At 72.4% G+C, this 24,002-nt stretch carries 25 protein-coding genes; 5 read left to right on the forward strand and 20 right to left on the reverse strand.

Features of this window, described 5'->3' with window-relative positions; translation table 11 throughout:
• Window positions 1–94: 94 nt before the first annotated feature.
• On the reverse strand, window positions 95–1,309 hold the full coding sequence (locus tag AB0C22_RS29260) for an ABC transporter substrate-binding protein (RefSeq protein ID WP_219465321.1): 1,215 nt from the start codon (window positions 1,307–1,309) through the stop codon (window positions 95–97).
• 29 nt (window positions 1,310–1,338) lie between these two features.
• Window positions 1,339–2,184, reverse strand: coding sequence for an alpha/beta hydrolase (locus AB0C22_RS29265; protein WP_208565112.1), 846 nt, complete (start codon window positions 2,182–2,184; stop codon window positions 1,339–1,341).
• Between the two features lie 149 nt (window positions 2,185–2,333).
• Here AB0C22_RS29265 and AB0C22_RS29270 point away from each other — a divergent pair, with 149 nt between their 5' ends.
• Window positions 2,334–2,933: a bacterial proteasome activator family protein gene (locus tag AB0C22_RS29270; RefSeq protein ID WP_208565111.1), complete on the forward strand. Its 600-nt coding sequence runs from the start codon at window positions 2,334–2,336 to the stop codon at window positions 2,931–2,933.
• 129 nt (window positions 2,934–3,062) lie between these two features.
• Here AB0C22_RS29270 and AB0C22_RS29275 read toward each other — a convergent pair whose 3' ends face one another.
• The 3 genes from AB0C22_RS29275 to AB0C22_RS29285 form a co-directional block, all read right to left on the reverse strand.
• Window positions 3,063–3,875: an HAD family hydrolase gene (locus tag AB0C22_RS29275; protein ID WP_219465319.1), complete on the reverse strand. Its 813-nt coding sequence runs from the start codon at window positions 3,873–3,875 to the stop codon at window positions 3,063–3,065.
• Window positions 3,875–4,696 carry an HAD family hydrolase gene (locus AB0C22_RS29280; RefSeq protein ID WP_208565109.1) on the reverse strand — a complete coding sequence of 274 codons (822 nt, stop codon included), beginning with the start codon at window positions 4,694–4,696 and terminating at the stop codon, window positions 3,875–3,877. The genes AB0C22_RS29275 and AB0C22_RS29280 overlap by 1 nt, the downstream gene beginning before the upstream one ends.
• Before the next feature lie 285 nt (window positions 4,697–4,981).
• Entirely contained in the window at window positions 4,982–5,692 is a 711-nt protein-coding gene (locus AB0C22_RS29285) for a hypothetical protein (protein ID WP_219465318.1), read from the reverse strand.
• Between the two features lie 118 nt (window positions 5,693–5,810).
• On the opposite strand from AB0C22_RS29285, the gene AB0C22_RS29290 reads away from it, so the two are divergent.
• From AB0C22_RS29290 to AB0C22_RS29300, 3 genes are all read left to right on the forward strand, one after another.
• Window positions 5,811–6,242 carry an OsmC family protein gene (locus tag AB0C22_RS29290; protein WP_208565107.1) on the forward strand — a complete coding sequence of 144 codons (432 nt, stop codon included), beginning with the start codon at window positions 5,811–5,813 and terminating at the stop codon, window positions 6,240–6,242.
• 211 nt (window positions 6,243–6,453) lie between these two features.
• Entirely contained in the window at window positions 6,454–6,798 is a 345-nt protein-coding gene (locus AB0C22_RS29295; RefSeq protein WP_208565790.1) for a metallopeptidase family protein, read from the forward strand.
• 149 nt (window positions 6,799–6,947) lie between these two features.
• The gene (locus AB0C22_RS29300) at window positions 6,948–7,667 is read left to right on the forward strand and encodes an AIM24 family protein (protein ID WP_208565106.1); all 720 of its coding nucleotides are present in this window, start codon (window positions 6,948–6,950) and stop codon (window positions 7,665–7,667) included.
• Between the two features lie 79 nt (window positions 7,668–7,746).
• On the opposite strand, the gene pheA is transcribed toward AB0C22_RS29300, so the two are convergent.
• The 4 genes from pheA to AB0C22_RS29320 all read right to left on the reverse strand — a co-directional run bounded on the left by pheA (window position 7,747) and on the right by AB0C22_RS29320 (window position 10,711).
• Window positions 7,747–8,703 (reverse strand): prephenate dehydratase, encoded by a 957-nt coding sequence (gene pheA, locus AB0C22_RS29305; RefSeq protein ID WP_357538151.1) that lies wholly within the window; start codon window positions 8,701–8,703, stop codon window positions 7,747–7,749.
• 10 nt (window positions 8,704–8,713) lie between these two features.
• Complete coding sequence (locus AB0C22_RS29310) at window positions 8,714–9,283, reverse strand: hypothetical protein (RefSeq protein ID WP_357538153.1); 570 nt, start codon at window positions 9,281–9,283, stop codon at window positions 8,714–8,716.
• Between the two features lie 52 nt (window positions 9,284–9,335).
• Window positions 9,336–9,797 carry a hypothetical protein gene (locus AB0C22_RS29315; RefSeq protein WP_208565103.1) on the reverse strand — a complete coding sequence of 154 codons (462 nt, stop codon included), beginning with the start codon at window positions 9,795–9,797 and terminating at the stop codon, window positions 9,336–9,338.
• Between the two features lie 176 nt (window positions 9,798–9,973).
• Window positions 9,974–10,711, reverse strand: a complete 738-nt coding sequence (locus tag AB0C22_RS29320) for a hypothetical protein (protein ID WP_219465316.1) — start codon at window positions 10,709–10,711, stop codon at window positions 9,974–9,976.
• Between the two features lie 164 nt (window positions 10,712–10,875).
• On the opposite strand from AB0C22_RS29320, the gene AB0C22_RS29325 reads away from it, so the two are divergent.
• Window positions 10,876–12,093: an arginine deiminase gene (locus tag AB0C22_RS29325; RefSeq protein WP_208565101.1), complete on the forward strand. Its 1,218-nt coding sequence runs from the start codon at window positions 10,876–10,878 to the stop codon at window positions 12,091–12,093.
• A 50-nt stretch (window positions 12,094–12,143) separates the two neighbouring features.
• Here the strand turns inward: AB0C22_RS29325 and AB0C22_RS29330 are convergent, their stop codons facing one another.
• From AB0C22_RS29330 to AB0C22_RS29380, 11 genes are all read right to left on the reverse strand, one after another.
• Window positions 12,144–13,025, reverse strand: coding sequence for a DUF5926 family protein (locus AB0C22_RS29330; protein WP_219465315.1), 882 nt, complete (start codon window positions 13,023–13,025; stop codon window positions 12,144–12,146).
• A 163-nt stretch (window positions 13,026–13,188) separates the two neighbouring features.
• Window positions 13,189–13,602, reverse strand: coding sequence for an ATP-binding protein (locus AB0C22_RS29335; protein WP_307799007.1), 414 nt, complete (start codon window positions 13,600–13,602; stop codon window positions 13,189–13,191).
• Window positions 13,603–13,696: 94 nt separating this feature from the next.
• Window positions 13,697–15,154, reverse strand: a complete 1,458-nt coding sequence (locus AB0C22_RS29340; protein ID WP_208565098.1) for an ATP-binding protein — start codon at window positions 15,152–15,154, stop codon at window positions 13,697–13,699.
• Between the two features lie 193 nt (window positions 15,155–15,347).
• Window positions 15,348–16,139 carry a glycerophosphodiester phosphodiesterase family protein gene (locus tag AB0C22_RS29345; protein ID WP_357538155.1) on the reverse strand — a complete coding sequence of 264 codons (792 nt, stop codon included), beginning with the start codon at window positions 16,137–16,139 and terminating at the stop codon, window positions 15,348–15,350.
• Between the two features lie 10 nt (window positions 16,140–16,149).
• A complete protein-coding gene (locus AB0C22_RS29350; protein ID WP_208565789.1) occupies window positions 16,150–16,485 on the reverse strand; it encodes a rhodanese-like domain-containing protein in 336 nt (111 codons plus the stop codon).
• A 121-nt stretch (window positions 16,486–16,606) separates the two neighbouring features.
• Window positions 16,607–17,548, reverse strand: coding sequence for an LCP family protein (locus tag AB0C22_RS29355; protein WP_357538157.1), 942 nt, complete (start codon window positions 17,546–17,548; stop codon window positions 16,607–16,609).
• A gap of 196 nt (window positions 17,549–17,744) precedes the next feature.
• Window positions 17,745–18,953 carry an LCP family protein gene (locus tag AB0C22_RS29360; protein WP_208565095.1) on the reverse strand — a complete coding sequence of 403 codons (1,209 nt, stop codon included), beginning with the start codon at window positions 18,951–18,953 and terminating at the stop codon, window positions 17,745–17,747.
• A 250-nt stretch (window positions 18,954–19,203) separates the two neighbouring features.
• The gene (locus AB0C22_RS29365; protein WP_219465310.1) at window positions 19,204–20,436 is read right to left on the reverse strand and encodes an LCP family protein; all 1,233 of its coding nucleotides are present in this window, start codon (window positions 20,434–20,436) and stop codon (window positions 19,204–19,206) included.
• Window positions 20,437–20,513: 77 nt separating this feature from the next.
• A complete protein-coding gene (locus tag AB0C22_RS29370) occupies window positions 20,514–21,491 on the reverse strand; it encodes an NAD-dependent epimerase/dehydratase family protein (protein ID WP_219465308.1) in 978 nt (325 codons plus the stop codon).
• Between the two features lie 186 nt (window positions 21,492–21,677).
• Complete coding sequence (locus AB0C22_RS29375; protein WP_219465307.1) at window positions 21,678–23,351, reverse strand: cation acetate symporter; 1,674 nt, start codon at window positions 23,349–23,351, stop codon at window positions 21,678–21,680.
• Entirely contained in the window at window positions 23,329–23,700 is a 372-nt protein-coding gene (locus AB0C22_RS29380) for a DUF485 domain-containing protein (RefSeq protein ID WP_208565091.1), read from the reverse strand. The genes AB0C22_RS29375 and AB0C22_RS29380 overlap by 23 nt, the downstream gene beginning before the upstream one ends.
• Between the last annotated feature and the right edge of the window lie 302 nt (window positions 23,701–24,002).

Consider the following 24,002-nt stretch of genomic DNA (forward strand, 5'->3'; position numbering starts at 1 on the left):
CGACCCCGCCACGGCCGACCCCGCCACGGCCTGCCCCGCCACGGCCTGGCCTGCCCGCCACCGCCTGCCATGCCGCGGCCGGCTGTGGGGCGGCTCAGCCGAGGGTGGCGATCTCGTTGATCAGGACGTTGGAGAGCAGCCGGCCGTCGAACTGCACCTTGCGCAGGTACCACTTCTGCTGCGGGGTACGCGGCTGGTTGAACTGCCACGGCCCGCGCGGGCTGTCGATCTGGCCGATCTTGCCCAGCGCCAGGTTGACCTGCTGCGCGGTGGGTTCCGCGCCGGCCAGCCGGATCGCCTTGTCGAGCACCTGCGCGGCGTCGTACGAGGCCATCGCGTAGGTGGTGGGCGAGACGTTGTAGGTCTTGCGGTATGCCGAGGCGAAGATCCGGTTGGCGTTGTTGTTGAGGTCGGCCGAGTAGTTCAGCGAGGTCTGGATGGTGCCGGCCTTGAGGCTGTCGTCCGCGTTGACCAGGGTCGAGCGCAGGTCGGTGAGGATGTTGCCCTCGGTCAGGAAGCCGGGCGCGTAGATGTCGCCGAACCAGCGGCTGCGGCGCAGTTGCCTGATGAACTGCTCACCCGCGGTGCCGGAATAGAAGCAGAAGATCCCGTCGGGCTGGCGGCTGAGCGCCTCGTTGATCTGCGCGCTGAATTCGTTCTCGCCCGGGGTGGGGTTGGCGGTGGTGAGGATGGGGTCGCCGATGATCCGGGGGTCGTCGGTGCCGAAGCCGTCCCGGAACCCGTTGATCACGTCCTGGCTGGCGGTGCCCTCCGGGGTGACGATGGCGAGCCGGCTGCCGGCGGGAAGTGTTCGCCGCAGGTACGACCCGAGCGCGCGGCCCGGCTCGTCGAGCACGTACGACGTCCGCCAGATGTAGACGACGCTCTGGAGGCTGGGCGGGGAGGCGTTGGACCCGATCAGCGGCACCCGGGCCTTCTCCACCGCGTCGCGGATGCCGGACATCACGGTGGAGTTGACCACGCCGCTCATGGCGAGCACGTTCTGGGCGAGCAGGGAGTCGACGGCGGCCTGGCCGCTCTTGGCGTTGTCCCCCTCGTCGACGGTCACCACGGTCACCGGGTGCCCGCCGAGCTGCTGCCCGTTCATGGCCAGGAAGAGCTGGAAGCCGTTCTCGATGTCCTCGCCGATGGCTTTGCCGACGCCGCTCTCCGGCCGGATCAGCCCGATCTTGATCGGTTTGCCCACGACCGGCGTCTCGGTGTCGTCCGTGCCGCAGGCGGCGGCCAGTCCGGTCGTACCGAGCGCGGCCAACAGTTGGAGGGCCCGCCTGCGGTTCATCTGCGACACCGAAATCCTTCCGGGAGCATTGCCGGGCGTCACCGCCCCTCCGGCGTTCTACCTGGTGAGCGGCCTTGCGTCAATGGATCTTGATCTTCAAGCAGCGACTGCAACGCAGCCCTTACCTCGGGCCAGGCCGCCGAGAGCGGGTCGATCAACCCGAAGTGCTCGCATTCCGGCAGCTCAACGAGGGTGACCGGGGCTCCGGCGGCTTGTGCGGTGGCAGCATATGACCTGCTCAGAGCGATCGGCACCTGCCGGTCCCGCATCCCGTGCACGATCACCGTCCGCGTCCGTGCCGGCACCGAGCTGCGGGGGTCGGCCACCGCGTACCGCTGCGGGTGTTCGGCCGGGCCGCCGCCGAGCAGCGCGGCCACCGCCCCCGAATCCAGATCCAGCCGGTACGCCTCGACGAGGTCGGCGACCGGTGCCAGCGCCAGCACCCCGCCCACGGCCTGCGGGACGTGTGCCGCCACGTGCAGCGCGAGCTGCCCGCCCGCCGAGTGCCCCAGCAGCAGCGGCGGCCCCTCGGCGACCTGCCCCGGCAGGGCGCGCGCCGCCAACCCGGGCAGCGCCGCCACCCCCGCCCGCACGTCGGCGAGGGTGTTCGGCCACCCCCCGTCGGGCTGACCGGTGCGCCGGTACTCCAGCTGGGCCACCGGCCACCCCAGGTCGGCCAGCGCGGCGGCGAGCGGGCCGGTGTGGGTGCGGTCGTACCCGGCCCGCCAGAAACCGCCGTGCAGCACCGCCACCAGCGGGCGGACCGGACCACCCCCGGCCGGCCGGCGCAGGTCGACGAGCTGCTCCGGCCGGTCGCCGTAGCGGACGGTCAGGTCCGGCGGTGGGGCGGGCCGGGTGAGCACGGCACGCGGGTCGGTGGGCATGCCGGCGACGGTAGCGCGGCCACCGCCGCGACGGCGTCCCCGCCGGCCGCGCCCCGTGAGCGACCTCACCGAGGGTGTTCCCGCTGCCCATGGGCGATGTCGGGGCCGGTGGCGGTCCGGGCGCGTGCGGCGGGACCGGGTGGGTAAAGATGGGTGCCATGACCGAAGCGCATTCCACTGGACAAGATGACGAGCCGGGCCGCGCGGACGGGCAGTCGGGCACCGTGGTGGTGGTCGGCCCGGACGGCCGCCCGGTCGGCACCGTGCAGACCGACGAGACCGGCGAGGACCCGACCCGCCTGGTGGAGCAGCCGGCCAAGGTGATGCGGATCGGCAGCATGATCAAACAGCTGCTGGAGGAGGTCAAGGCCGCCCCGCTCGACGACGCCAGCCGGCACCGGATGCGGGAGATCCACGCTCGGTCGATCGTCGAGCTGAAGGACGGCCTCGCCCCCGAGCTGCGTGAGGAGCTGGAACGGCTCTCGCTGCCGTTCGCCGAGGACCAGGCCCCCAGCGAGGGTGAGCTGCGGATCGCCCACGCCCAGCTGGTCGGCTGGCTGGAGGGGCTCTTCCACGGCATCCAGGCCGCCCTGGTGGCCCAGCAGATGGCCGCCCGGGTGCAGTTGGAGCAGATGCGTTCCGGTGGCCGTCCCGCCCTGCCCAGCGGCCCCGGCGCGATGATCCCCGGCATGCCCGGCATGGGGCAGCAGCCCGGTGGCGAGGGCCACAACACCGGCCAGTACCTCTGACCCCCGGCCGGCCCCGGCCGGCCTCTGACCCTCGGCCCTGCCTCCGGGTCGGTGGCCCGCCCCCGGGTCGGGGCCGCCGGCCCGGGGTCGGGCGTCGGGGCGTCGCCGCGCGGTGACGCCCCGGTCCGCTCAGCCCACCCCGAAGACCTTCTCCAGGTACGCCGCCACGCCGTCGGCGGTGTTCGCCCCGGTCACCTCGTCGGCGATCTCTAGCACGGCGGGGTGCGCGTTGGCCACCGCCACCGCCCGCCCCGCCCAGGTCAGCATCGGCACGTCGTTGGGCATGTCACCGAAGGCGAGCACGTCGGCCTGCGCCACCCCGAGCCGGGCCGCGTACCAGGCCAGCCCGGCGGCCTTGGTCACCCCGGCGGCGGAGATCTCCACCAGCCCGCTGTACGACGAGTGGGTCGCCTCGGCCAGCCCCTCCAGCGCCCCCGCCACCACCTGCACGAAGGCGTCCGGGTCCTGGGTGCCGGCGCGGGCCAGCAGCTTCACCGCCGGCACCGAGGCCAGCTCCTCGGGCGACTCGACGGCCCGGATGGCATCGTGGTCGGCGTCCCAGCGCAGCGGGTAGTGCGCCTCGTGCCGCATCTCCCGGCTGTCGACGATCTCCACCGCGAAGCTGACCTCCGGCACCGCCGCCCGCAACCGCCGGGCCACCTCGGCGAGCAGTTCCGGGGCCAGCGGGTCGGCCCGCAGCACCTGGTCGGTGTCCGGGTCGTAGACCACCGCGCCGTTGGCGCAGATCGCCGGCAGTGGGGCGGAGAGCTGGTCGTACACCGTCTGGAGCCAGCGGATCGGGCGGCCGGTGACCAGCACGACCGGCGTGCCCGCCGCGGCGATCCGCTCCAGCACCGCCGTGGTGCGGGCGCTGAGCCGGCGGTCGTCGCCGAGCAGGGTGCCGTCGATGTCGCTGGCGACCAGCCGTGGTGTCTCTCCCATCACCGGGAGAGTAGTCGGTCCAGGTAGACCGCCACCCCGTCGTCGTCGTTGCGCAGGGTCACCTCGTCGGCGGCGGCCCGCACCAGCGGGTGGGCGTTCGACACGGCCACCCGGGACCAGCCGGCCCAGGCGAACATCGGCAGGTCGTTGGGCATGTCCCCGAAGACCAGCACGTCGGCCGGGTCGACGCCGAGCCGTTCGGCGACCACGGTCAGCCCGCTGGCCTTGTCCACCCCGGCCGGGGTGATCTCGACGAAGCCGAGACCGGCCTGGGTGAGGGTGGCGACCTGCGGCGGGACGATCCGGCGGGCGGTGGCCAGCAGCTCGTCCACGTCGTGGTCGGCGGTCCGGACGAACGCCTTGATCACGTCGAGGGCGAGACATTCCGCCCGGGTGCGCGCCTCGAACCGCTCGGGGTAGGGCCAGGCCGGGTGGTAGTCGCCCCAGAGCGGCGCGTCGTGCTCGTCGGAGCCCTCGACCATGACGGTCAGCGGGCCGACGGCGGCCTCCAGGTCGGTCAGCAAACCGGCCAGCACCTCGGCAGAGAGCCGTTCGTCGCGCAGCACCACCGGGCCGGCCGGGTCGCTCTGGTCGACCACGCAGCCGCCGCCGGCCATCACCAGGTAGTCGGCGGCCCGGATGTCGTTACGGGTGAGTTCCTTCAACCGGGGGCCCCGGCCGGTGGCGCCGACCACCGGGATGCCGGCGGCCCGCACCCGGTCGAGCACCCCGTGGGTGTACGCCGAGACGGTGTCGTCGCTGCGCACCAGCGTGCCGTCGAGGTCGGTGGCGATGAGTTTCGGTAGTCCCGGGCGGGTCATCGTTCCTCCTTGCCCGCCGCCGTCCGTACCGGTCGTCCGACCCGGTGTGACGGCGGGCAGCAACCGTACCTCGCCGGAAAGGTCGTCACCACGGCTTCCCGGCGAACCGGGCGGCAACGTCCGATGGCCGCCGGACCGCCACCCGGCGTGCCGGTTCCGGCGCCGGGCGGGAGCGGGTCGTGGCCGGTGGCGGGAGCGGGTCGTGGCCGGTGGCAGGGCCGACGGGGGCCCTGGTCGAGCTCCGCTCCCGGCGACCGGCGGGGTGGGCCGCGGTGGGTGGGGCGCTCAGGCGTCGGGTTCGCGACGGGCGAACGGGACCGTCGGGGTGACGGTCAGGTCGGCGGGTACGGCCGGCCGGTCGTCCCCGCCGGGGCCGAAGCCCGTCCGCTCCGCCACGTCGCCGTCGCCGTCCGGCCGTTCGGCCGGCTGCTGCGGGACGACCGTGAGCAGTGCCGCCCCGACGAGCGTGACGGCCACGAAGGCCATCACCAGGCCCCGGCCGTAGTCCACCCGGAACCCGTCCTCGGCGGAGTAGAACACCGCCCGCTGCCCGGAGTCGTCCAACGAGAAGGCGGTGACGGTGAGCAGGACCAGCAGGGCACCCGCCACGGCCAGTCCGGCCACCCGGGCGTCGTGCCGGACCGCCGCGCTCCCCCGCAGGGTCAGCGCCACCGCCGCGCTGAGTAGTAGCAGTCCCACCAGGTACGCGATGCCGAAGCCGCCCACCTCGGCGACCCCACCGGGCACCCGGATGGTGCCGCTGCCCTCCGGACCACCGTTCGGGAGGGTCATCACCAGCCATTCCCCGGCCGCCGACGCCGTGGCGGCGACCGCGCCGAGCAGGGTCAGCACCGGGGGCAGCCGGTGGTCGCGGCGCAGCGCGGTGGGCCAGGGCCCGAATCGCCGGCCGGTGGGTCCTTCGGGGGCGTCCCACTGCGGCACGGGGCTGTCGTCCGAGCGGTCGTCCTGTCTCGGGATGGGGAGATCCTGGGACATCGGCTACCTTCCGCGTCGCGGGCCTGACCCGCATCATCCCACGTCGGAGGGCCACCGGCCGGGAGCGCCCGCCCCCGGAAGGTCGGCAGTGCGGTGCGGGTTCGACTAGCGTTCGGGTATGCCTATCCGTACCGCATCCGCACGTTGGCAGGGCAACCTCACCGAGGGCGCCGGGACCGTCCGCACCGGCAAGGGTGGCCTGGAGGGGAACTACTCCTTCAAGTCGCGCTTCGAGGAGGGCGAGGGGACCAATCCCGAGGAGCTGATCGGGGCCGCCCACGCGGGCTGCTTCTCGATGGCGCTCTCCAAGCAGCTCGCCGACGCCGGCCTGTCCGACACCTCGGTGGAGACCACCGCCAAGGTGCACTTCGACAAGACCGACGCGGGGATGACCGTCACCCGGATCGACCTGGAGACCGTCGGTCAGGCCCCGGGCCTGGACGAGGCCCAGTTCACCAAGCTGGCCCAGGCCGCCAAGGAGGGCTGCCCGATCTCCCGGCTGCTCTCCCCCGGCGCGCAGATCAGCCTCACCGCCCGCCTCGCCTCCTGACCCCGAGCCCCGGCCCCACCCCGCCCCGGGGTGGGGTCGGGGCTCACCCTCGATCCCGGTCGTCGTGGTATCCGGGCGATTCGTCGCCCCGGTGACCAGGATCGAGCGAGATCACGGTGCGGTGGTTCGAGGTGCTCCCGGTGGGCGGTCCGAGCGTGGGTGATCGGGCCGGTGGGTGGGCGGCGGGTCGGGCACAATGGGTGAGGTGCCCGTGGAGATGAGCCGTGAACGCTTCGAGGAGCTGGTCGGCGAGGCCCTCGACGAGGTGCCCGAGGAGCTGCTCCGGTTGATGAGCAACGTGGTCATCCTGGTCGAGGACGACCCGCCCGCCGGTGAGAACCTGCTCGGCCTCTACGAGGGGCACGCGCTGACCGAGCGCGGCTGGAGCTACTCGGGTGTGCTGCCCGACCGGATCTTCATCTACCGTCGGCCGATCCTGCACATCTGCGCCACCGAGGACGACGTGGTCGACGAGGTGGCGGTGACGGTGGTGCACGAGATCGCCCACCACTTCGGCATCGACGACGAGCGGTTGCACGCGTTGGGTTGGGGCTGAGCCCGCCACCCGCCTGCTCCGGCCGGTCACCTCCGCACAGGTGACCGGTTCGGTGCGTGGAGCCGGGCTTGTGCTCCACCCGGCCGATGCGGCTGTTGCGGGGGCTGCCTACCGTGGGGCGAGCACACCCCCAATCAGGAGGAAACCCAATGCGCAGCGCGCTGTTCTCCGCGGAGAACCTGGAGAAGGAGTCCGCCCAGCCCGGCATGCGGCTGCAGAACTCCAAGATGCTCAAGATCGAACTCAACGGTGAGGCGATGGCCCGGGTCGGGTCCATGGTCGCCTACCAGGGGCAGGTGCAGTTCCAGGCGCTCGGCTCGGGCGGCATCGGCAAGTTCATCAAGCAGCGGCTCACCGGCGAGGGAGTGCCGCTGATGAAGCTCAGCGGCCACGGCGACGTCTTCCTCGCCGAGCTGGCCAAGGACGTGCACATCATCGACCTGGAGCCGGGCGACGCCCTGTCGATCAACGGGTCCAGCGTGCTGGCCTTCGACTCCAGCCTGTCGTACGACATCAAGATGGTCGGCGGCGCGGGGATGGCCTCGTCGGGCCTGTTCAACTGCGTGTTCAGCGGCCACGGCCGGATCGCCATCACCACCAAGGGCACCCCGGTCGTGCTCAACGTCGACGCCCCCACCTACGTCGACCCGCAGGCCGCCGTCTGCTGGTCGGCCAACCTCCAGACCGGCTACCACCGCGCCGAGCAGCTCGGCCTGGGCACCCTGCTCGGCCGCAGCACCGGTGAGGCGTTCACCATGAGCTTCGCCGGCCAGGGCTTCGTCGTGGTCCAGCCGTCGGAGGAGCCGCCGGTCCAGGGCAGCGGCGGCCAGCAGCAGCAACAGGGCCTGCTCGGCGGCCTGCTCAGCTGACCTTCGCCGAGATGGGGGCGGTCCCGGCCGGGACCACCCCCATCCGTCTGCGTGCCGTCGGGCGCTGCGGCAGGCGGGGTCAGCTCAGTTCGCCGGAGCGCAGCCGCGCCAGCCAGGCCGCCGCGTCGGTGTAGTCGGCGTCCGACAGGCCGGCCGGTGCCGGGACCGGCCGGTCACCCACCGCGTCGGTCCAGCGGTGCCGGGGGTACGACCCGAGGAAGCGCACCTCGGCGCAGACCCGACGCAGCCCCTGCAACGCCTCACCGAGCCGGGCGTCCGCCACGTGACCGGTGCAGTCGAGGAAGAAGACGTACCGACCGAGCGCCTCACCGGTGGGGCGGGACTCGATCCGGGTCAGGTTGACCCCCCGGACGGCCAGCTCCATCAGCACCGACAGCAGGGCGCCCACCCGGTCGTGGGCGATGTAGACGGCCAGCGAGGTGAGGTCGTCGCCGGTGGGCGGCGGGGGCGGGCCGGGGCGGGACAGCAGGGCGAAGCGGGTCACCGCGTCCGGGTGGTCGGCGATCTTGTCGGCGAGCAGCGTCAAGCGGTGCCGGGCCGCCCCGATCGGGGCGCAGATCGCCGCGTCGAACTCGCCGTTGGCCGCGCCGGCCGCCGCCGCGCCGTTGGAGAGCACGTCGATCACCGTGGCGTCGGGTAGGTGGGCGCGTAGCCAGTTGCGGCACTGGGTGGACGCCTGCGGGTGGGCGGCCACGCTGCGCACCCCGGCGAGTTCGGTGCCGGGGCGCGCGCCGAGCACGAACTCCACCGACAGGATCACCTCCCGGGTGATCACCAGCGGGCCTCCCTCGGCCAGCTCGTCCAGCGTCACCCCGACCGCGCCGCCGATCGAGTTCTCCATCGGCACCAGCGCCGCGTCCGCCTCGCCGGCCCGGACGCTCTCCAGTGCCTCGCCGACACTGCGGGCGGGCGTACGACTGCCGTGCTCGGCGGCCGGGACGGTACGCAACGCCTGTTCGGCGAAGGTGCCCTCCGGGCCCAGGTAGACGTATCGGGTCGGCGGTGTTCCGGGCATGTCGCCCAGCCTACGCACCCGGTGGCAGCCCGGTCCCGGCGTCGCAGGCCAACGTCCGGATGGCGGACGGCGCGACGGCCTTGACCTCGATCGAGCAGACGTCCGTGCCGGCGGTGACCAGCCGCAGCGCCCCCGGCTCCCCCCGGCTGACCGCCTGGAGCTCCTCGTGCCCGCTGACCGCCAGCACGGTGTAGTGCCAGCCGTCGGCGCAGAGCGGCCCCTCGACTGCCCGCACCGACACGTCGCCCGGCAGCACGTCGCTGCGCAGCAGCCCGATCACCGAGTTGGCGGAGGGCCGGCCGGCGCAGGCCGTGGCGACCGTCGCGGCGGTGGGGGTCGGCTGCGGCGGGGTCGACGGCCGTGTCGGGATCACCGGCAGCGTGGGGGTCACCGGCGGCATGCCGGGCGACGTTGCCGGCGGCGCGCTGACGGCGGGTGTCGGTGGGGCGAGGGGGACCGGTGGCGGGTCTGGCGGCGGTGCGGCGCAGCCGGTGGCCGGCAGCACGGCGAGCAGGGCCACGACGATCCGACCGGTGACCGGCCGGTGGTACGGGGGACGGTGTGCGGGGTAGGGCGGCACGGGCCGATCCTCGGGGGAGTCGCGCGCGGGGGCGTCGGGACGGGGGAGCCGGTCAGATCGCGGAGAAGAAGGTGAGTGAGCCGGCGACCGACCCGTCGGTGAGCATCGGCGTGGAGATCGCGTCGACGGTGGCGTAGGTGGTGTCGTCGCCGGCCGGTTGCACCCTCAGCAGCCCCCGGGCGAGTCGACCGGAGTGCAGGGCCAGCAACGGCGGGATCTTGTCGGTCTCCTGCTCGGGCAGCTCGTGGCGGGCGGCGGTGAAGTCGAGCAGCCGCAGGCCCCCTTCGAGCAGCGGCAGGCCGACCACCTCCTCGGGAGCGCCGAGACAGAGCAGCTCGCAGCCGGCGGCGGAGATGGCGACCACCCGGGTGTCGGCGGCGATCAGGAGGCAGGGCTCCTCGGCGTGGGAGACGGTGGCTGACCACTGCCCGACGTTGTCGCCTCCCGGCCCTGTCGGCGTCGTCCGTGCGGCCGGCACGAACACGTCCGAGAGCGAGAGTTCGACGTGGGCCACCGCGCCTCCTAGGTACACCGACGGACTGTCCACGCTAGCCGGTCTTGATGACGGTCGCCGACCGCGCGGGAGCCACCGGCCGCCGGTGGGTGGATCGGGTGCCTTGGTGGGCGGCCGGCGACGGCGCGGACCGGAGATGTCGGGGGGACCGGTGCCGCGGGGCGTCGCCGGTGACGTTACCGGCGACCTGCCGGCTTGTCAGCGGCCGTTCGGCCCTCGTCGTACCACCGGTAGTCGCCGGTGGGACGGTAGGTGCCGTTGTGCCAGGTCTGCGGTGCCTGGGCGACCCGGGACAGCTTCTCGGCGGTGGCCGGGCTGATCCGGTTGCCTCCGGCGACGAGGAGCCGGTCGAGCTCCCGGTGGGTCGCCATCATACAGTCCTTGGGCAGGCCGTAGACGCTGATGACGCCGGAGCCGACGAAGGTCAGCACCGGCGTCACCGGGATCGGCAGGCCGACCGCTGCGGTGAGGGCCTTGCTCGCCCGCTTGGCGTCCTTGCGGGCCTCGGCCACGTACGGCGGGCGCTTGCCGTTGATCTGTACCACGTCCCCGGCGACCAGCACCCGGGCCCGGCCGTGGTCGGCGATGCTCACCGCGAACAGCCCGCTGGGGCCGATGGCGAGGAACCCGGCGCGTTCGTCCTGGCCGTGGTCGCGCAGGACGTCGGAGACGTCGGTGCGCGGCCACTCGATGACGTGCCAGGCGGGGCCCAGGTGGTCGAGCTGACCGAGCGCCCGCGCCCCGGCGGCCTCCAGCCGGCGGGCGCCCCGCTCGGCGCGGCGTCGACGCGCCCACTCCAGTGGGGTGGGACGGGCCGGATCGAGTGCCGCGGACCCGTCGGGACGGGGGTGCGGCACCGCCACGGGCGGCAGTGCCCGGGTGGGTACGGCTCGACGAGCGGGAAAGACAGTCATCGCGACCTCCGGCAAAAGGTCCCTCGAAAGTTATGGTCTCACTACCCTACGTCGCCACTGTGGGGGTACGGCAAGTTGGAACGCCGGAATGAGTGCGGATGAATGCCATATTCATCCGCTGTTCTTCCGCTGAAGATCGTTCATCACTGCCCTACGCTGCGGAGGTGACCCACTACGTGGACAGCGAGGTCGGTCGACTCGGCACGGTGCTGTTGCACCGGCCGGGTCCGGAACTTGCCCGCCTCACCCCCCGCAACAACGACTCGTTGCTCTTCGACGCTATCCCATGGGTCGGCCGGGCCCAGGAGGAGCACGACGCCTTCGCCGCCGAGCTGCGCGGGCGCGGTGTGGAGGTGCTCTACCTCGCCACCCTGCTCGCCGAGACGCTCGCCGTCCCCGAGGCCCGCGCCGAGCTGACCGAGCAGGTGCTCGGTTCGCCCCGGCTGGGCGACACCCTGCGCCGCCGGGTCGCCGACCACCTCGCCTACCTCGACCCCGCCGCGCTCGCCGACGTGCTCACCGCCGGGCTCGCCCACGAGGAGGTACGGATCAGCGCCGAGCGCCCCGGCGGTCTGGTCTGGACGATGATGGACCGGCACGAGTTCGTCATCGACCCGCTGCCCAACCTGCTCTTCACCCGCGACTCGTCACTGTGGATCGGCGACCGGGTCGGGGTCACCAGCCTCGCCATGCCGGCCCGCCGCCGGGAGACCACCCTGACCGACGCGATCTACCGTTACCACCCCCGCTTCGTCGGCACCCGGGCCGTCTACCACCCGGGCCTGGAACACCTCGAAGGCGGCGACGTGCTGCTGCTCGCCCCCGGGGTGCTCGCCGTGGGGGTGGGCGAGCGAACCACCCCCGCCGGTGCCGAGCGGCTGGCCCGGCAGGTCTTCGCCGCCGGCCTGGCGCACACCATGCTGGTGGTGCCGATCGCCCAGGAACGGGCCACCATGCACCTCGACACCGTCTGCACCATGGTCGACGTCGACACGGTGCTGATGTACCCCAACGTGGCCAGCACGCTGTCGGCGTACACGGTGATCGCCGGCCCGGACGGCGAGCCCCGGGTCGACGGCCCCGCGCCGTTCCTACGCGCGGCGGCCGACGCGATGGACCTCGACCAGCTCCGGGTGATCGACACCGGCCTGGACCCGGTGACCGCCGAACGCGAGCAGTGGGACGACGGCAACAACACCCTCGCGCTGGCCCCCCGGCTCTGTGTCGGCTACGAACGCAACGTGGAGACCAACGCCCAGTTGGAGCGCGCCGGCATCGAGGTCATCCCGATCGCCGGTTCGGAGCTGGGCTCCGGCCGGGGCGGCCCGCGCTGCATGTCCTGTCCGCTGGTCCGCGAGCCACTGCGACCGCCCGCCGGCTGACCCGCTGTCCGCCTCCCCCGGCGTCGTCGCCCCGGACCGGTGGGGGTGGCTCAGCGGAGGGTGAGCTGGCGGCCGAGCAGGCCCTGGCGGGCCCGGCGACCGGCGGCGTCCAACGGCTCCTTCTCGGCCAGCGCGTCGGCGTACCGCTTGGCGAACGCGGCGACCGGCTCCTCCCACTCGGCGGCCGGAACGTCCTCCGGCAGGTCCCAGACCGGCGCGAGCCGGCCGTGCGCCCGGAACATGCCGGCGAACTTCGTGCCCTCGCCCAGGGGGAGGGCACCGGCGGCGGAGAGCCGGGAGAGCGCGTCCAACGCGGCGTCCTCGTCGTCGCCGAGCACCCAGCGCACGTGGGCCTTCTCCGGCACCTGACACCAGTAGGCGGCCCGGGCGGCGGCCAGCTTCACGGTCGGATAGATCGCGGCGTTCGCCCGCTCCAGGGACGCCTGCACGGTCGGGTCGTCGGCGGCGCCGGGATCGAGCCAGAACTCGAAACCCTCGTGCATCGTGATGTCCAGCGTGCCGTCGACCAGGATGTCCTGGAGCCGGGGGCCGGGGCCCGGCAACGGCGGCACCGTCACCGCCCCACCCGGCTCGGTACGCAACGCGCAGAGCAGCGCGTCGGCCAGGTCCCGGGAGACGTCACCGGACTGCTGGTGGCGCTGGAGACCGATGAACACCCGACCGTCCGGCTTGGTCATCGCCGGGGCGGCCATCGGCAGCACGGTCGCCAGGGTGACCGGGCGGTCGCCGTGCTCCTCGACGAGGTCCGGGGTGAGTCGCAGCGGTGCCGAGGCGGCCGGTACGAGTTCGCGCAGGGCGATCCACTCCGGTTCGTCCACCAGCCCTTCGAACGGACGGGGGACGAACACGTCCCGGATCTTCTCCCGGCGGGGGGCGGCCTCGGCGCGCTGGTTCTTTCGACGCTTGCTCACGGCGAGACAGCCTAGAGCCCGATCGGCGGCGGTGGGGGCAGGACCCGCCCCGCGCCTGCCGGGTCGCCGGTGCCGCCGACGTCGCCGACGTCGCCGATCCCGACCCGGCTGGTGGAGGGACAGGCGGACCGCGGCTCGGCCGGCGGCCGACGGCGGTGACGGGTCAGCCGGCGGCGATCAGATCCGGGCGGCAGTCGGCCGGGTCGAACTCGGCCCAGACGCTCTGCCCCAGACCGTCCCGGTCGACCCCCCACCGACTGGCCAGGCCGGCGACGATGTGCAGGCCCCGGCCGTCGACCGCGTCCGTGCCGGCGGCCCGCATCCGGGGCCCCACGCCGGCGCCGCCGTCGGTCACCCGGACGGACAGACCCGGACCGGTCGACGTGGGCCGCAGCCGCCAGGCGACCCGGACCACCCCGCCGGGCAGCGGGTCGGCGTGCCGGACCGCGTTGCCGACCAGTTCGGCCAGGACCGCCACCAGGTCGGCGAGGAGCGGCGGGGGCACCAGGCCGGCCAACTCGTCGGCGAGCCGGTGCCGGGCCAGCCGCGCGCCGGTGGCGTGGTGGGGAACCACCACACACCACGAACGCTCGACCCGTCCCGTCGACACCCCGGCTCCTTCTCGACCCGTGCCTGCTGGCGGGGTGGACCACCCCGGGTCCACCGACGGCTCACCCGCGCGGCAGCCGCACCTCTGCGACGGTACCGCCACCATCTCGTGGACGTAGGGATACCCATCCATTCTGCTGTTCAACGATCCGGCGGACGAGATAGAGACCCAACCCGGCCCCGGGATAACCCCGCCGGTCGCCGGACTCGCCCTGCCAGAACCGGTCGAAGGCGCGTTCCACGTGCTCCGGCCGGATGCCCACCCCCCGGTCGGTCACCCGGAACGACACGGTCTGCCCGTCGGCGGCCGCGAACACCTCGATCACGGCGTCCGGAGGTGACCACTTGCCCGCGTTGGTGCACAGCTCGGTCAGCACGGTGGTGAGGCTGTGCCGGTCCCCGAGCGCCTTGGGCAGGTCGACGGGGACGTGCAGGAGCAGGCGGCGGCGCAGGTCACCGGGGAGGTCCAGCACCGCCGCGCGCAACGCCCCGCCGAGGTCGAACGGCACGGCCGGCTCGTCGCCGGGGCGTACGTCGGTGGCTGAGGCGAGCAGCCGGTCGACCAGCCGGGCCAGTTCGTTGGCCCGTTGACCGATCACCCGGGCCGCCTGCCGCCGGTCGTGGTCGGTCAGCGACTCCCAGTGGTCGGTGAGGGTGTCCGCGTACCCCTTGATGACGGTGACCGGGGTACGCAGCTCGTGGCTGGTGACCGCGACGAAGAGGTCCCGGTCGGAGTCCCGGCGCTGCTGGTCGGTGATGTCGCGGAAGGTGACCACCCGCAACGTGCCCGGGTCGACCAGCTCGCCGGAGGTGATCCGCAGCCACCGCCCGTCGGGAAGTTGGTGGTCGAGCACCTGGCCGGTCGGGGGGAGCGGGAACGGCAGTGGGCGGTTCAGCGCCTCACCGGCGCTGCGGCCGGTGACCTGGGCGGCGGCGGGGTTCCAGAGCCGGACCCGGCCGTCCCGGTCGACCACGGCCAGACCGTCGGCGAGCGCCGCCACGACCGGGCCGTCGCCGTGCACCGGCAGGCCGCTCTGGTCGCCGTACATGTGGGCGATGCAGGAGGCGAGGTAGCCGAGGGTGGCGTGCTGGACCCGGTCCTCGGAGTCCTCGCCGTCGGCGTAGAGGGCGTGCAGGCTGCCGACGGTCAGGCCGTTGAGTTCGGCGCGGGCGACGATCATGCGGCGCAGGCCCCGCTCGGCCAGCTCTCCGGCGAGCGGACCGTCGAGGTGGTCCAGCCGGGTCTGCCGGACCCGGGGACCGGTGAGCAGACAGACGGTGGCCGGGTCGGAGGCGGGCAACGGGCGGCCGATGGTCCACTCGGCGCAGCCGCTGGCGGCGATCACCCGTCCCCCGGTCGGGGCGAACTCGACGAAGGCCACGCAGGCCGCGCCGAGCGCGGGTCGGGCTGCCCGCAGCAGCGCGGTGAGCACCGGCAACCCGGCCTCTCCCGAGTTGATCATCTCGATCACCGCGCCGTGGTCGGTGATGAGGTCGGCGAGATCGGTGCGCTCCGGCATGCCCCGAGTGTGCCCGGTGCACCGCCCGTCGGACATCCCCGGGCGGGGGCCGACCCGCCGCTGGGACGCCCCGGGCGCGAGCGGGCCGGTCGGGCGACGGGCCGCACCGGCCGGGTCAGTGAGGCGGCGACGGGCCGCACCGGCCGAGCCGGTCGGGCGGCGACGGGCCTCACCGGTCGGGCGGCGACGGGCCTCACCGGCCGAGCCGGGCCAGGGTGTGGGCGGGCCGGTCGGTGATCACGCCGTCCACCCCCGCGTCGAGGACCAGGTCCAGGTCGGCCGGTTCGTTGACCGTCCAGACGTACACCGGGTGGCCGGCGGCCCGCAGCGCGGGCACCAGCGTCGGGCGGGCCCGGACCAGGCCGATGCCCGGCCCGGCGATCCGGGCCCCGAACGGTAGCCGGCCGAGCGGCAGCCAGCGGGGCAGCACCTCCAGCAGCAGCACCGTCGGCAGCGCCGGGGCCAGCTCACGGACCCGGCGGACGGCCAGGGGGGAGAACGACATCACGGTGACCTGGACCGGGTCGTCGGGGCCCGGTTCGGCCAGCCCGTGCCGCCGCAGCATGGTCACCAACCGGCGCTCGACGTCCCCCCGGTAGCGGGACGGGTGTTTGGTCTCCACCAGCAGCCGGACCGGGCGGCCCGCGTCCCGTACGGCGGTCAGCAGCCGGTCCAGGGTGAGCAGCCGGGTGTGCGCGTCGTCCAGCGCCTCGTCGCCGTCGGCCGGTGTGCACCCGGGATGCCAGGAGCCGAAGTCCAACGTCTCCAGCTCGGCCAGGGTGCGGGCGCTGACCAGGCCGTGACCGTTGCTGGTCCGGTTCAACCGCCTGTCGTGTACGCAGACCAGGTGCCCGTCGCGGGTCAGTCGGACGTCGCACTCCAACCCGTCGGCACCCTCGTCGAGGGCCCGTAGGTAGGCCGCCAGGGTGTGTTCGGGGAGGTCGGCCGACGCGCCACGGTGCGCGAAGACCAGTGGATCACCCATGCTCGGTCGCTCAGATGACCTGGCCGGGTTGCCCGTCCCCGGTGACCACCGGTTTGCCGACGGCCACCCACTGCCGCATCCCGCCGTCGGCGTTGCGCACCTGCTCCCACCCGTTGCCGAGCAGGTAGCCGACCACCTGTGCGGAGCGCCCGCCGGAGCGGCAGATCACCGCCACCTCGCGGTCGGTGGGCACCTCGGCGAGCCGGGCCGGCAGCTCCATCATCGGCACATGGTGGGCGCCGGGCGCGTGGCCCGCCGCCCACTCGTCGTCCTCCCGGACGTCGAGCAGGTAGGTGTCGTCGTCGATCGCGGTCACGGGGACGCTGGGAACCTGGGATCCGAACACGGTCACCAAGCCTAGATCCTCGGTGCCGCCGACGGCACGTCGGCAGCCGGCGTGGCGGCTCCCGGCACCTCGGTGGCTTCCGGGACCCCGGTGGCGCGGGATCCGGTGGTCGGGGTGGTGGTCACAGCCGGTTGACCCAGCGCGGGTTGGCCCGCGACCAGTCGGGCAGCCGGTCGGTGCGGACGGCGTCGAAGAGCCCGCCGCCGCCCTGGTCCAGCACCACGTAGGAGATGCCGTCGATGGTCTGCGGGTAGGACGGCAACTGCACCCCGTGCAGCGCGTCGGCGGGCAGGGAACGCAGCGCGAACACCAGGTCGTCCAGGGGCACCCCGTTGGTGTCGACGGTGAGCGAGCTGCCGACCGCCCGCAGCACCCGGTCCAGTTGCACGGGGTCGCTGCGCAGGTGGGACTGGGCGGCCCGGTCCAGCATCGCCCGCAGCATCTGCTGCTGGTGTCGTTGCCGGTCGTAGTCGCCGTTCGGGAGGTCGTAGCGTTGCCGGGCGTAGTCCAGCGCCCTGGCGCCGTCCATCTGCTGGCAGCCGACCGGGAAGTTCGTCCCGGTGTGGATCGACCGGACCTCGGTGTCGACGCACATCCGGATGCCCCCGAGCAGGTCGATGACCTGGCGGAAGCCGGCGAAGTCGACGAGCGCCGCGCCGTCGAAGCGGATGCCGGTGAGTCGGGTCAGGGTGGCCGAGAGCAGTCGGGTGCCGCCCTCGCCGCCACCGCCGTGCTCGTACGCCGCGTTGATCTTGTCCTGGCCCCCGCCGTAGCCGGCGGCGTCGGGTGGGATCGCGACCAGCAGGTCGCGGGGGACGGAAATCAGGTACGCCTGCCGTAGGCCGGGCGGAACGTGCACGATCAGGATGGTGTCCGACCGCTGGTCCGCCCCGGCTGCGCCGGGGCGTCGGTCGGAGCCGACGATCAGGTAGTTCAGCCCGGTGTCCAGCTCGGTGCGGGCCTGCCGGGCGTCGGGGGAGAGTAGTTGTTCCCGGCTGACCGTCCGGTCGTAGCGGTGGGCGAGCAGCCGTACCCCGACGACGGCGAGCCCGGCGAGCAGCACCAGGGTCAGGCCGACGCCGAGCAGGATCCGCGACCAGCGTGTCCCGCGCCGGGCGGGAGGCGGTGTGCCCCGCCCCCGAACGGATCGCGCTGACCTGGCCGTGACGCCCTCCCGTGGCCGAAACGTGAGTGCTTCTCACGTCAGGCTACGGTGGGACCACGGGTCCCCGGGGCGGTTCGCCGGGACTACCGGCGGGTCACTTCCGGGTGGACAGCACGCTCGGGTTGGCGTAGACGAACTCGGCCAGCTTGTCTTCCTTGATCGCCTGGAACATGTCCAGCGTCTGCTGGCTGAGCGCCTCACGGTTGTTGGCGTTGCCGTTGAACGTGCCACCGTTGGTGCGCAGCATGGTCAACTCGTTGGCGGTGACCCCGCGCATGGTGAAGACCAGGTCGGCGACCGGCACCCCGCCGGTGTCCAGGATGAAGGCCTTGCCGGCCGCCTTGATCAGCTGGTTGACCTTGACCGGGTTGGTCATCATGCCCTTGTCGGTGGCCTTGCGGGCCATCGCCTTGATCAGCTGCTGCTGGTTCTGCTGGCGGTCGTAGTCGCTGTTGGGCAGGCCGTAACGCTGCCGCGAGTAGTCGAGCGCCTGGAGGCCGTTCATCTCCCGGCAGCCCTTCTTGTAGACCACCGGGGTCATCGGCCGGCCGGTCTTCTTGGCGTCGGCGTTCCACATCTGCTTGCCGTCGACCATCATCATGTGGTGCGACTTCACCTCGTGGCTGACGCAGATGCGCACCGTGCCGAGGGTGTCGATGACGTTCTTGAAGCCACCGAAGTTGATGATCGCGGCACCGTCGAAGCTGACTCCGGTCATGTTCTTGATGGTCTGGGCCATCAGCTGCGCGCCGCCCTCCCAGCCGCCGCCGTTGCGCGCGCCGGCCTGGAACGCCGCGTTGATCTTGTCGGTGCCGCCCTTGAACCCGCTCTTCTTGAACGCGGGGATCTGTGCCTCGGTGTCGCGGGGGATCGAGATCAGGTACGCCTGGTCGTGGCTGGCCGGGATGTGCAGCACGATGATGCTGTCCGACCGGACGTCGTCGGCGGCCCAGCGCTCCCGGGCGTCCACGCCGAGCAGCAGCATGTCGATCGGGCCGTCCAGGTTGGCGCCGCCCTCCGCCTCGGTCTTCCCCGCCCCGCCGAGCAGGTTGCGCTGGGCGATGTTGCCGGTGGCCTGGCTGATCAGCGCCTTGCTGCCGACGATCGCGATGCCGCTGGTCACCATCAGCACCGCGCCGAAGATGACGGTCAGCCGCGCCCAGAGCGGGTCCTTGCGCCGGGTGCGCTTGCGGGCCGTGCCGGAGGGCCGACCGCCGCGACCGCCCGGTGACGGGACGGCGGCCGACGCCCGGTAGGGGTCGGCGTTCAGCGACGAAGGGCGGGGGCTGGTCTGAACCGGCATGCATGCTCCAGCTCGCGTGATCGGGGGGCGGGACCACTTTACGTACCGCTTCCCGTCAAGGCGAGGTCGTCACACGCACAAATCCCAGACAACCCGACCTTTTCCTCCGCGATTTGTCCGAACGGATGAATCGATGAGACCGGACGGCTGTTGGCTTTTGATGATCAAGCCTTCGGTAAAGACCTCTGATGACGCTCGTCGAAATCTGCCCGACATCCGGGGTCGGGCCGACCCCGGATGCCGGGCCGGCTCAGTTCCCGTTGCCCGGCGTGTCCGCCTTCTTGTCGGCGGCCACCCAGTCCGCCATCGTGTCGGCGGACATCGCCTTGTACATCGCCAGCGCCTTCTCCCGGTCCGACACCACCACCGACTCGCCGTTGATGGTGTCGCTGCCGGTGTTCGGGCTGGTGAGGAAGGTCAGGTTCTCCCCGCGCAGGTTGCGGAACTGGATCGCCATGTCGCCGAGGGAGAAGTCGTTGTCGACGGTCACCGCGGCGGTCACCGACTGGAGGAACGCGTTCAGCTTCTTGGGGTTGGTCAGCGTGCCCGTGCTCGCCGCCTTGTCCATCAGCGCCCGCAGGAACTCCTGCTGGTGGCGCATCCGGGCGAAGTCGCCCTGGGGGAACTGCTTGCGCTGGCGGATCCAGTCCAGGGCCGTCGCGCCGTCCATGTGCATGGTGCCCTTGGTGAACTTCCGGTACGGCTTGTGGATCGAGGTGATGCTCCGCTCCACCTTCAGGTCGACCCCGCCGAGCGCGTCGGTGACCTCCTTGAAGCCGCCGAAGTCGATCGCCATCACGTTGTCGATCCGGACGTCGGTGAAGCACTCCACGGTGCGTACCGCCAGCGGCAGGCCACCGAAGGCGAAGGCAGCGTTGATCTTGGCACGCCGACCGGAGTCGCAGGCCGCGCCCGCGCTCTCGGGGATCGGCACGTACAGGTCACGCGGGACGGAGACCAGGTAGGCCGACTTGTGGTCGGCCGGGATGTGCATGACGATCAGCGTGTCCGCCCGCCACTCGCCCGGCTTGTCGACCGCCGCGTCCGGGTCCCGCGAGTCGGTGCCGACCAGCAGGATGTTGAGCGCCCCGTCGACCGCCTTCGCCGGCCGCCCACCGGTGATCTCCGAGAACGGGTCGGTGCGGGCCAGGTCCTCGTTGAGGTTACGGGTGTAGAACCAGGCCCCGATCCCGCCGAGCAGCGCCACCACCAGCACCGTCACGCCGGCCACCAGGGCCATCCGCCCCCAGCGCGGGCGCGGCCCACGCCGGCCGTAGTTCCCCGGCCCGCCCGGCCCCGAGGGTGTGCCGGGGCCACCCGGCCCGCCCGACCGGGGCTGACTCTCCTGGTGCGAGGGGTACCACTGCGCGTCGGACTGGCGGGTGCGCCCGGTGGCGCCCCGGTCGGAGCCGGGCACCGAGGCACGGCCCGCGCTGCGGTGCAGGTACGGGAGCGAGGCGCCGGCTGACGAGGTCGCTGACATGCGTTTCAGCGTACGTAGGCGGGTCGAGCGTTCGCTGAATGTGAAGCCTCCCGAGCGCCCCGCGTGGCGTGGGAGAGCTACCCTAGCCGGCTGCGGAAATGGTCGATGGTGCGTCGCAGGCCCTCGTCGGGCGACACCTGCGGCTGGTATCCCAGCAGGTCCCGGGCGAGGGTCAGGTCGGGGCGGCGCATCTCCGGATCGTCCGAGCTGCGAGTGACGTAGGTCACCTGTGACGTACTGCCGGAGAGTGACGCGATCGTCTCGGCGAGTTGCCGCATGGTCAGCTCGTGTTCGGTGCCGCAGTTGATCGGGCCGGTCTGCGTCGAGTCGAGCAGCAGCAGGATGCCGCGCACCAGATCGTCGACGTAACAGATCGACCGGGTCTGCTCACCCGTGCCGTGCACGGTGATCGGCTCGCCACGCAACGCCTGGGAGATGAACGTCGGGATGGCCCGGCCGTCGTCCGGCCGCATCCGGGGGCCGTACGTGTTGAAGATCCGGACGATCGCCGCGTCCAGCCCCCGACTGCGGTGGTACGCCATCGTGGCCGCCTCGGAGAACCGCTTCGCCTCGTCGTAGACGCTGCGCACCCCGATCGGGTTGACGTTGCCCCAGTAGGTCTCCCGCTGCGGGTGCTCCTTCGGGTCCCCGTACGCCTCGGAGGTGGAGGCCATCAGGAACCGGGCGTCGTCGGTGACCGCGCGGTCGAGCAGGTGCAGGGTGCCCACCGAGCCGACCCGGAGGATCTCCACCGGCAGCTTCGCGAAGTCCGTCGGGCTGGCCGGGGAGGCCATGTGCAGGATCGCGTCGAACCGCTGGGCCAGGGCCGGGTGGTGGCTGGGCAGACCCTCGGAGATGTCCGCCTCGACCAGGGTGAACCGTGGGTGCTCCGCCAGGTGCGCGACGTTGTCCTTGGAGCCGGTGACGAAGTTGTCCAGCGCGACGACCGTGCACCCGCGCTCGATCAGGGCGTCCACCAGGTGCGACGGGACGAACCCGGCACCGCCGGTGACGAGGACGCGGTGACCGCTACCGAACCGCTGGGCAACCTTCATGGCGGTCAGCCTACTCAGCGCGACCGCCGCAGGTCATTTCGACCTGGGTGACGCCCGTGCCCCGTACCCTGCCCGTCTCTGCCTCGGGGCCTGCCACGACGCGGCCGTCGGGGTCGGCGGGCCCCGGGCGACGGCGGAGGCCCCCGCCGCGATCGCTCGCGGCGGGGGCCTCGTGGTGCCGGTTGCTCAGTGCGCACCCGCGCCGGTGAGGGCACGCACCTCCAACTCGGCGTACTTGTCCTCGTCGTGCTCCTTGGAGATGACCGTGCCGATCCAGCCGCAGAGGAACCCGAACGGGATGGACAGCAGCCCCGGGTTCGACAGCGGGAACCACTGCCAGTCGTGCTCCGGGAACATCGAGGTCGGTGCGCCGGAGACGACCGGCGAGAAGAACACCAGGAACACGGCCGAGATCAGGCCGCCGTAGATCGCCCAGACCGCGCCCGAGGTGTTGAACCGCTTCCAGAACAGGCTGTAGAGGATCGCCGGCAGGTTGCCCGAGGCGGCCACCGCGAACGCCAACGCCACCAGGAAGGCCACGTTGAGGCTCTGCGCGAAGATCGACAGGGCGATCGAGACCGCGCCGATGACCAGGGCCGAGATCCGGGCCACCCGGACCTCCTGGCGTTCGGAGGTCTGCCCCTTCTTGATCACGTTGGCGTAGAAGTCGTGCGCCAGGCTGGACGACGAGGCCAGGGTCAGGCCGGCGACCACCGCCAGGATGGTGGCGAACGCGACCGCCGCGATGATCGCCAACAGGGTCGCCCCGCCCAGGTTGCCGCCGAGGAAGGTCTTGCCCAACTCCTCGGCGAGCTGCGGCGCGGCCGTGTTGCCGGCCTTGTCCTGCGCGACGATCGCCTTGCCGCCGACCAGCGCCGCCGCGCCGAAGCCCAGCGCCAGCGTCAACAGATAGAAGGTGCCGATGATGCCGATCGCCCAGAGCACGCTCTTGCGGGCCGCCTTGGCGGTCGGCACCGTGTAGAAGCGGATCAGGATGTGCGGCAGGCCGGCGGTGCCGAGCACCAGGGCGATGCCCAGCGACAGCAGATCCATCTTGTTGTAGAAGGTCTGCGTCGAGTTGCCGGCCACCTCGACGCCGTAGCGGAGCCCGGGTTCGAGGAACGCGCTGCCCTTGCCCGACGTGGCGGCGGCGTCACCGAGCAGCGCCGACAGGTTGAAGTTGTACTTGGCCAGCACCAGCACGGTCATCACCAGCGCGCCGGTCATCAGCAGGAACGCCTTGACGATCTGGACGTAGGTGGTGCCCTTCATGCCACCCACGGTCACATAGATGATCATCAGGGCGCCGACCATGATGATGGTGGCGATCTTGGCGGTGTCGGCGTCCATGCCGAGGAACGTGGTGCCCGGCTTGATCCCCAGCAGCAGCGCGACCAAAGCGCCCGCCCCGACCATCTGGGCCAGCAGATAGAAGATCGACACCGTGATGGTGGAGACCGCCGCCGCCGTACGCACCGGGCGCTGACGCATCCGGAACGCCAGCACGTCGGCCATCGTGTAGCGGCCCGAGTTGCGCAGCAGCTCCGCCACCAGCAGCAACGCCACCAGCCAGGCGACCAGGAAGCCGATCGAGTAGAGGAAGCCGTCGTAGCCGTACAGCGCGATGATGCCGGCGATGCCGAGGAACGACGCGGCCGACATGTAGTCGCCGCCGATCGCCATGCCGTTCTGGAAACCGGAGAACGACCGGCCGCCGGCATAGAAGTCGGTGGCCGTCTTGGTCTGCCGACTGGCCCAGATCGTGATCGCCAGGGTCACCGCCACGAAGACCAGGAACAGCGTGATGGTCAGGTTGCGGGCGGTGCCGCCACCCGCCTCAACCGCGAGGACCGTGTTCATGGGTCACCTCCCCGATCTCGGCGCGGATGCGGTCGGCGGTCGGGTCGAGCTTGCGGTCGGCGTACCGCGAGTAGAGCCAGGCGATGAGGAACGTCGAGACGAACTGGAGCAGCCCGAAGATCAGCGCCACGTTGATGTTGCTGCCGAAGAGCTTCGTGCCCATGAAGTCCCGCGCGTAGGCGGAGAGGATCACGTAGAGCGCGTACCACAGGAAGAACGCGACGGTCATCGGGAAGACGAAGCTGCGCAGCGCGCGGCGCAACCCGACGAACTCGTCCGACCGTTGTACGGCCAGATAACGCTCCGCCGCCGACTCGGCCGGGGCGGGCGTGGGTGTGTCCGTGGACATCTGTGGATCACCACCTTCACAGGCATCGGGAGTTTCGCGCACCGTAGAGAGCGGCCTGCCTGCGAGAAAAGGTGCAGATCGATCCCGGCAGTCCCCTGCGCCGAACGGTCCCCCACCTGCGCCCAGTGACCCACGTCACCCCGCTCACCGGCCCCTGCCGCCCGCTTCCCGCCGCCCGCCCCGACCCGCCCCGCGCCCGGGACCATGACCCCGCCCCGCCGGCCGCCCTGGCCCCGCCCGGCCGGCCATGATCCACTCTCTTGGGTCGATATAGCAGTATCCGCCGGCCAGGAAGCCGCTAT

The organism is Micromonospora sp. NPDC048894 (assembly GCF_040649765.1).
In the GTDB taxonomy this organism is placed as follows: domain Bacteria; phylum Actinomycetota; class Actinomycetes; order Mycobacteriales; family Micromonosporaceae; genus Micromonospora; species Micromonospora antibiotica.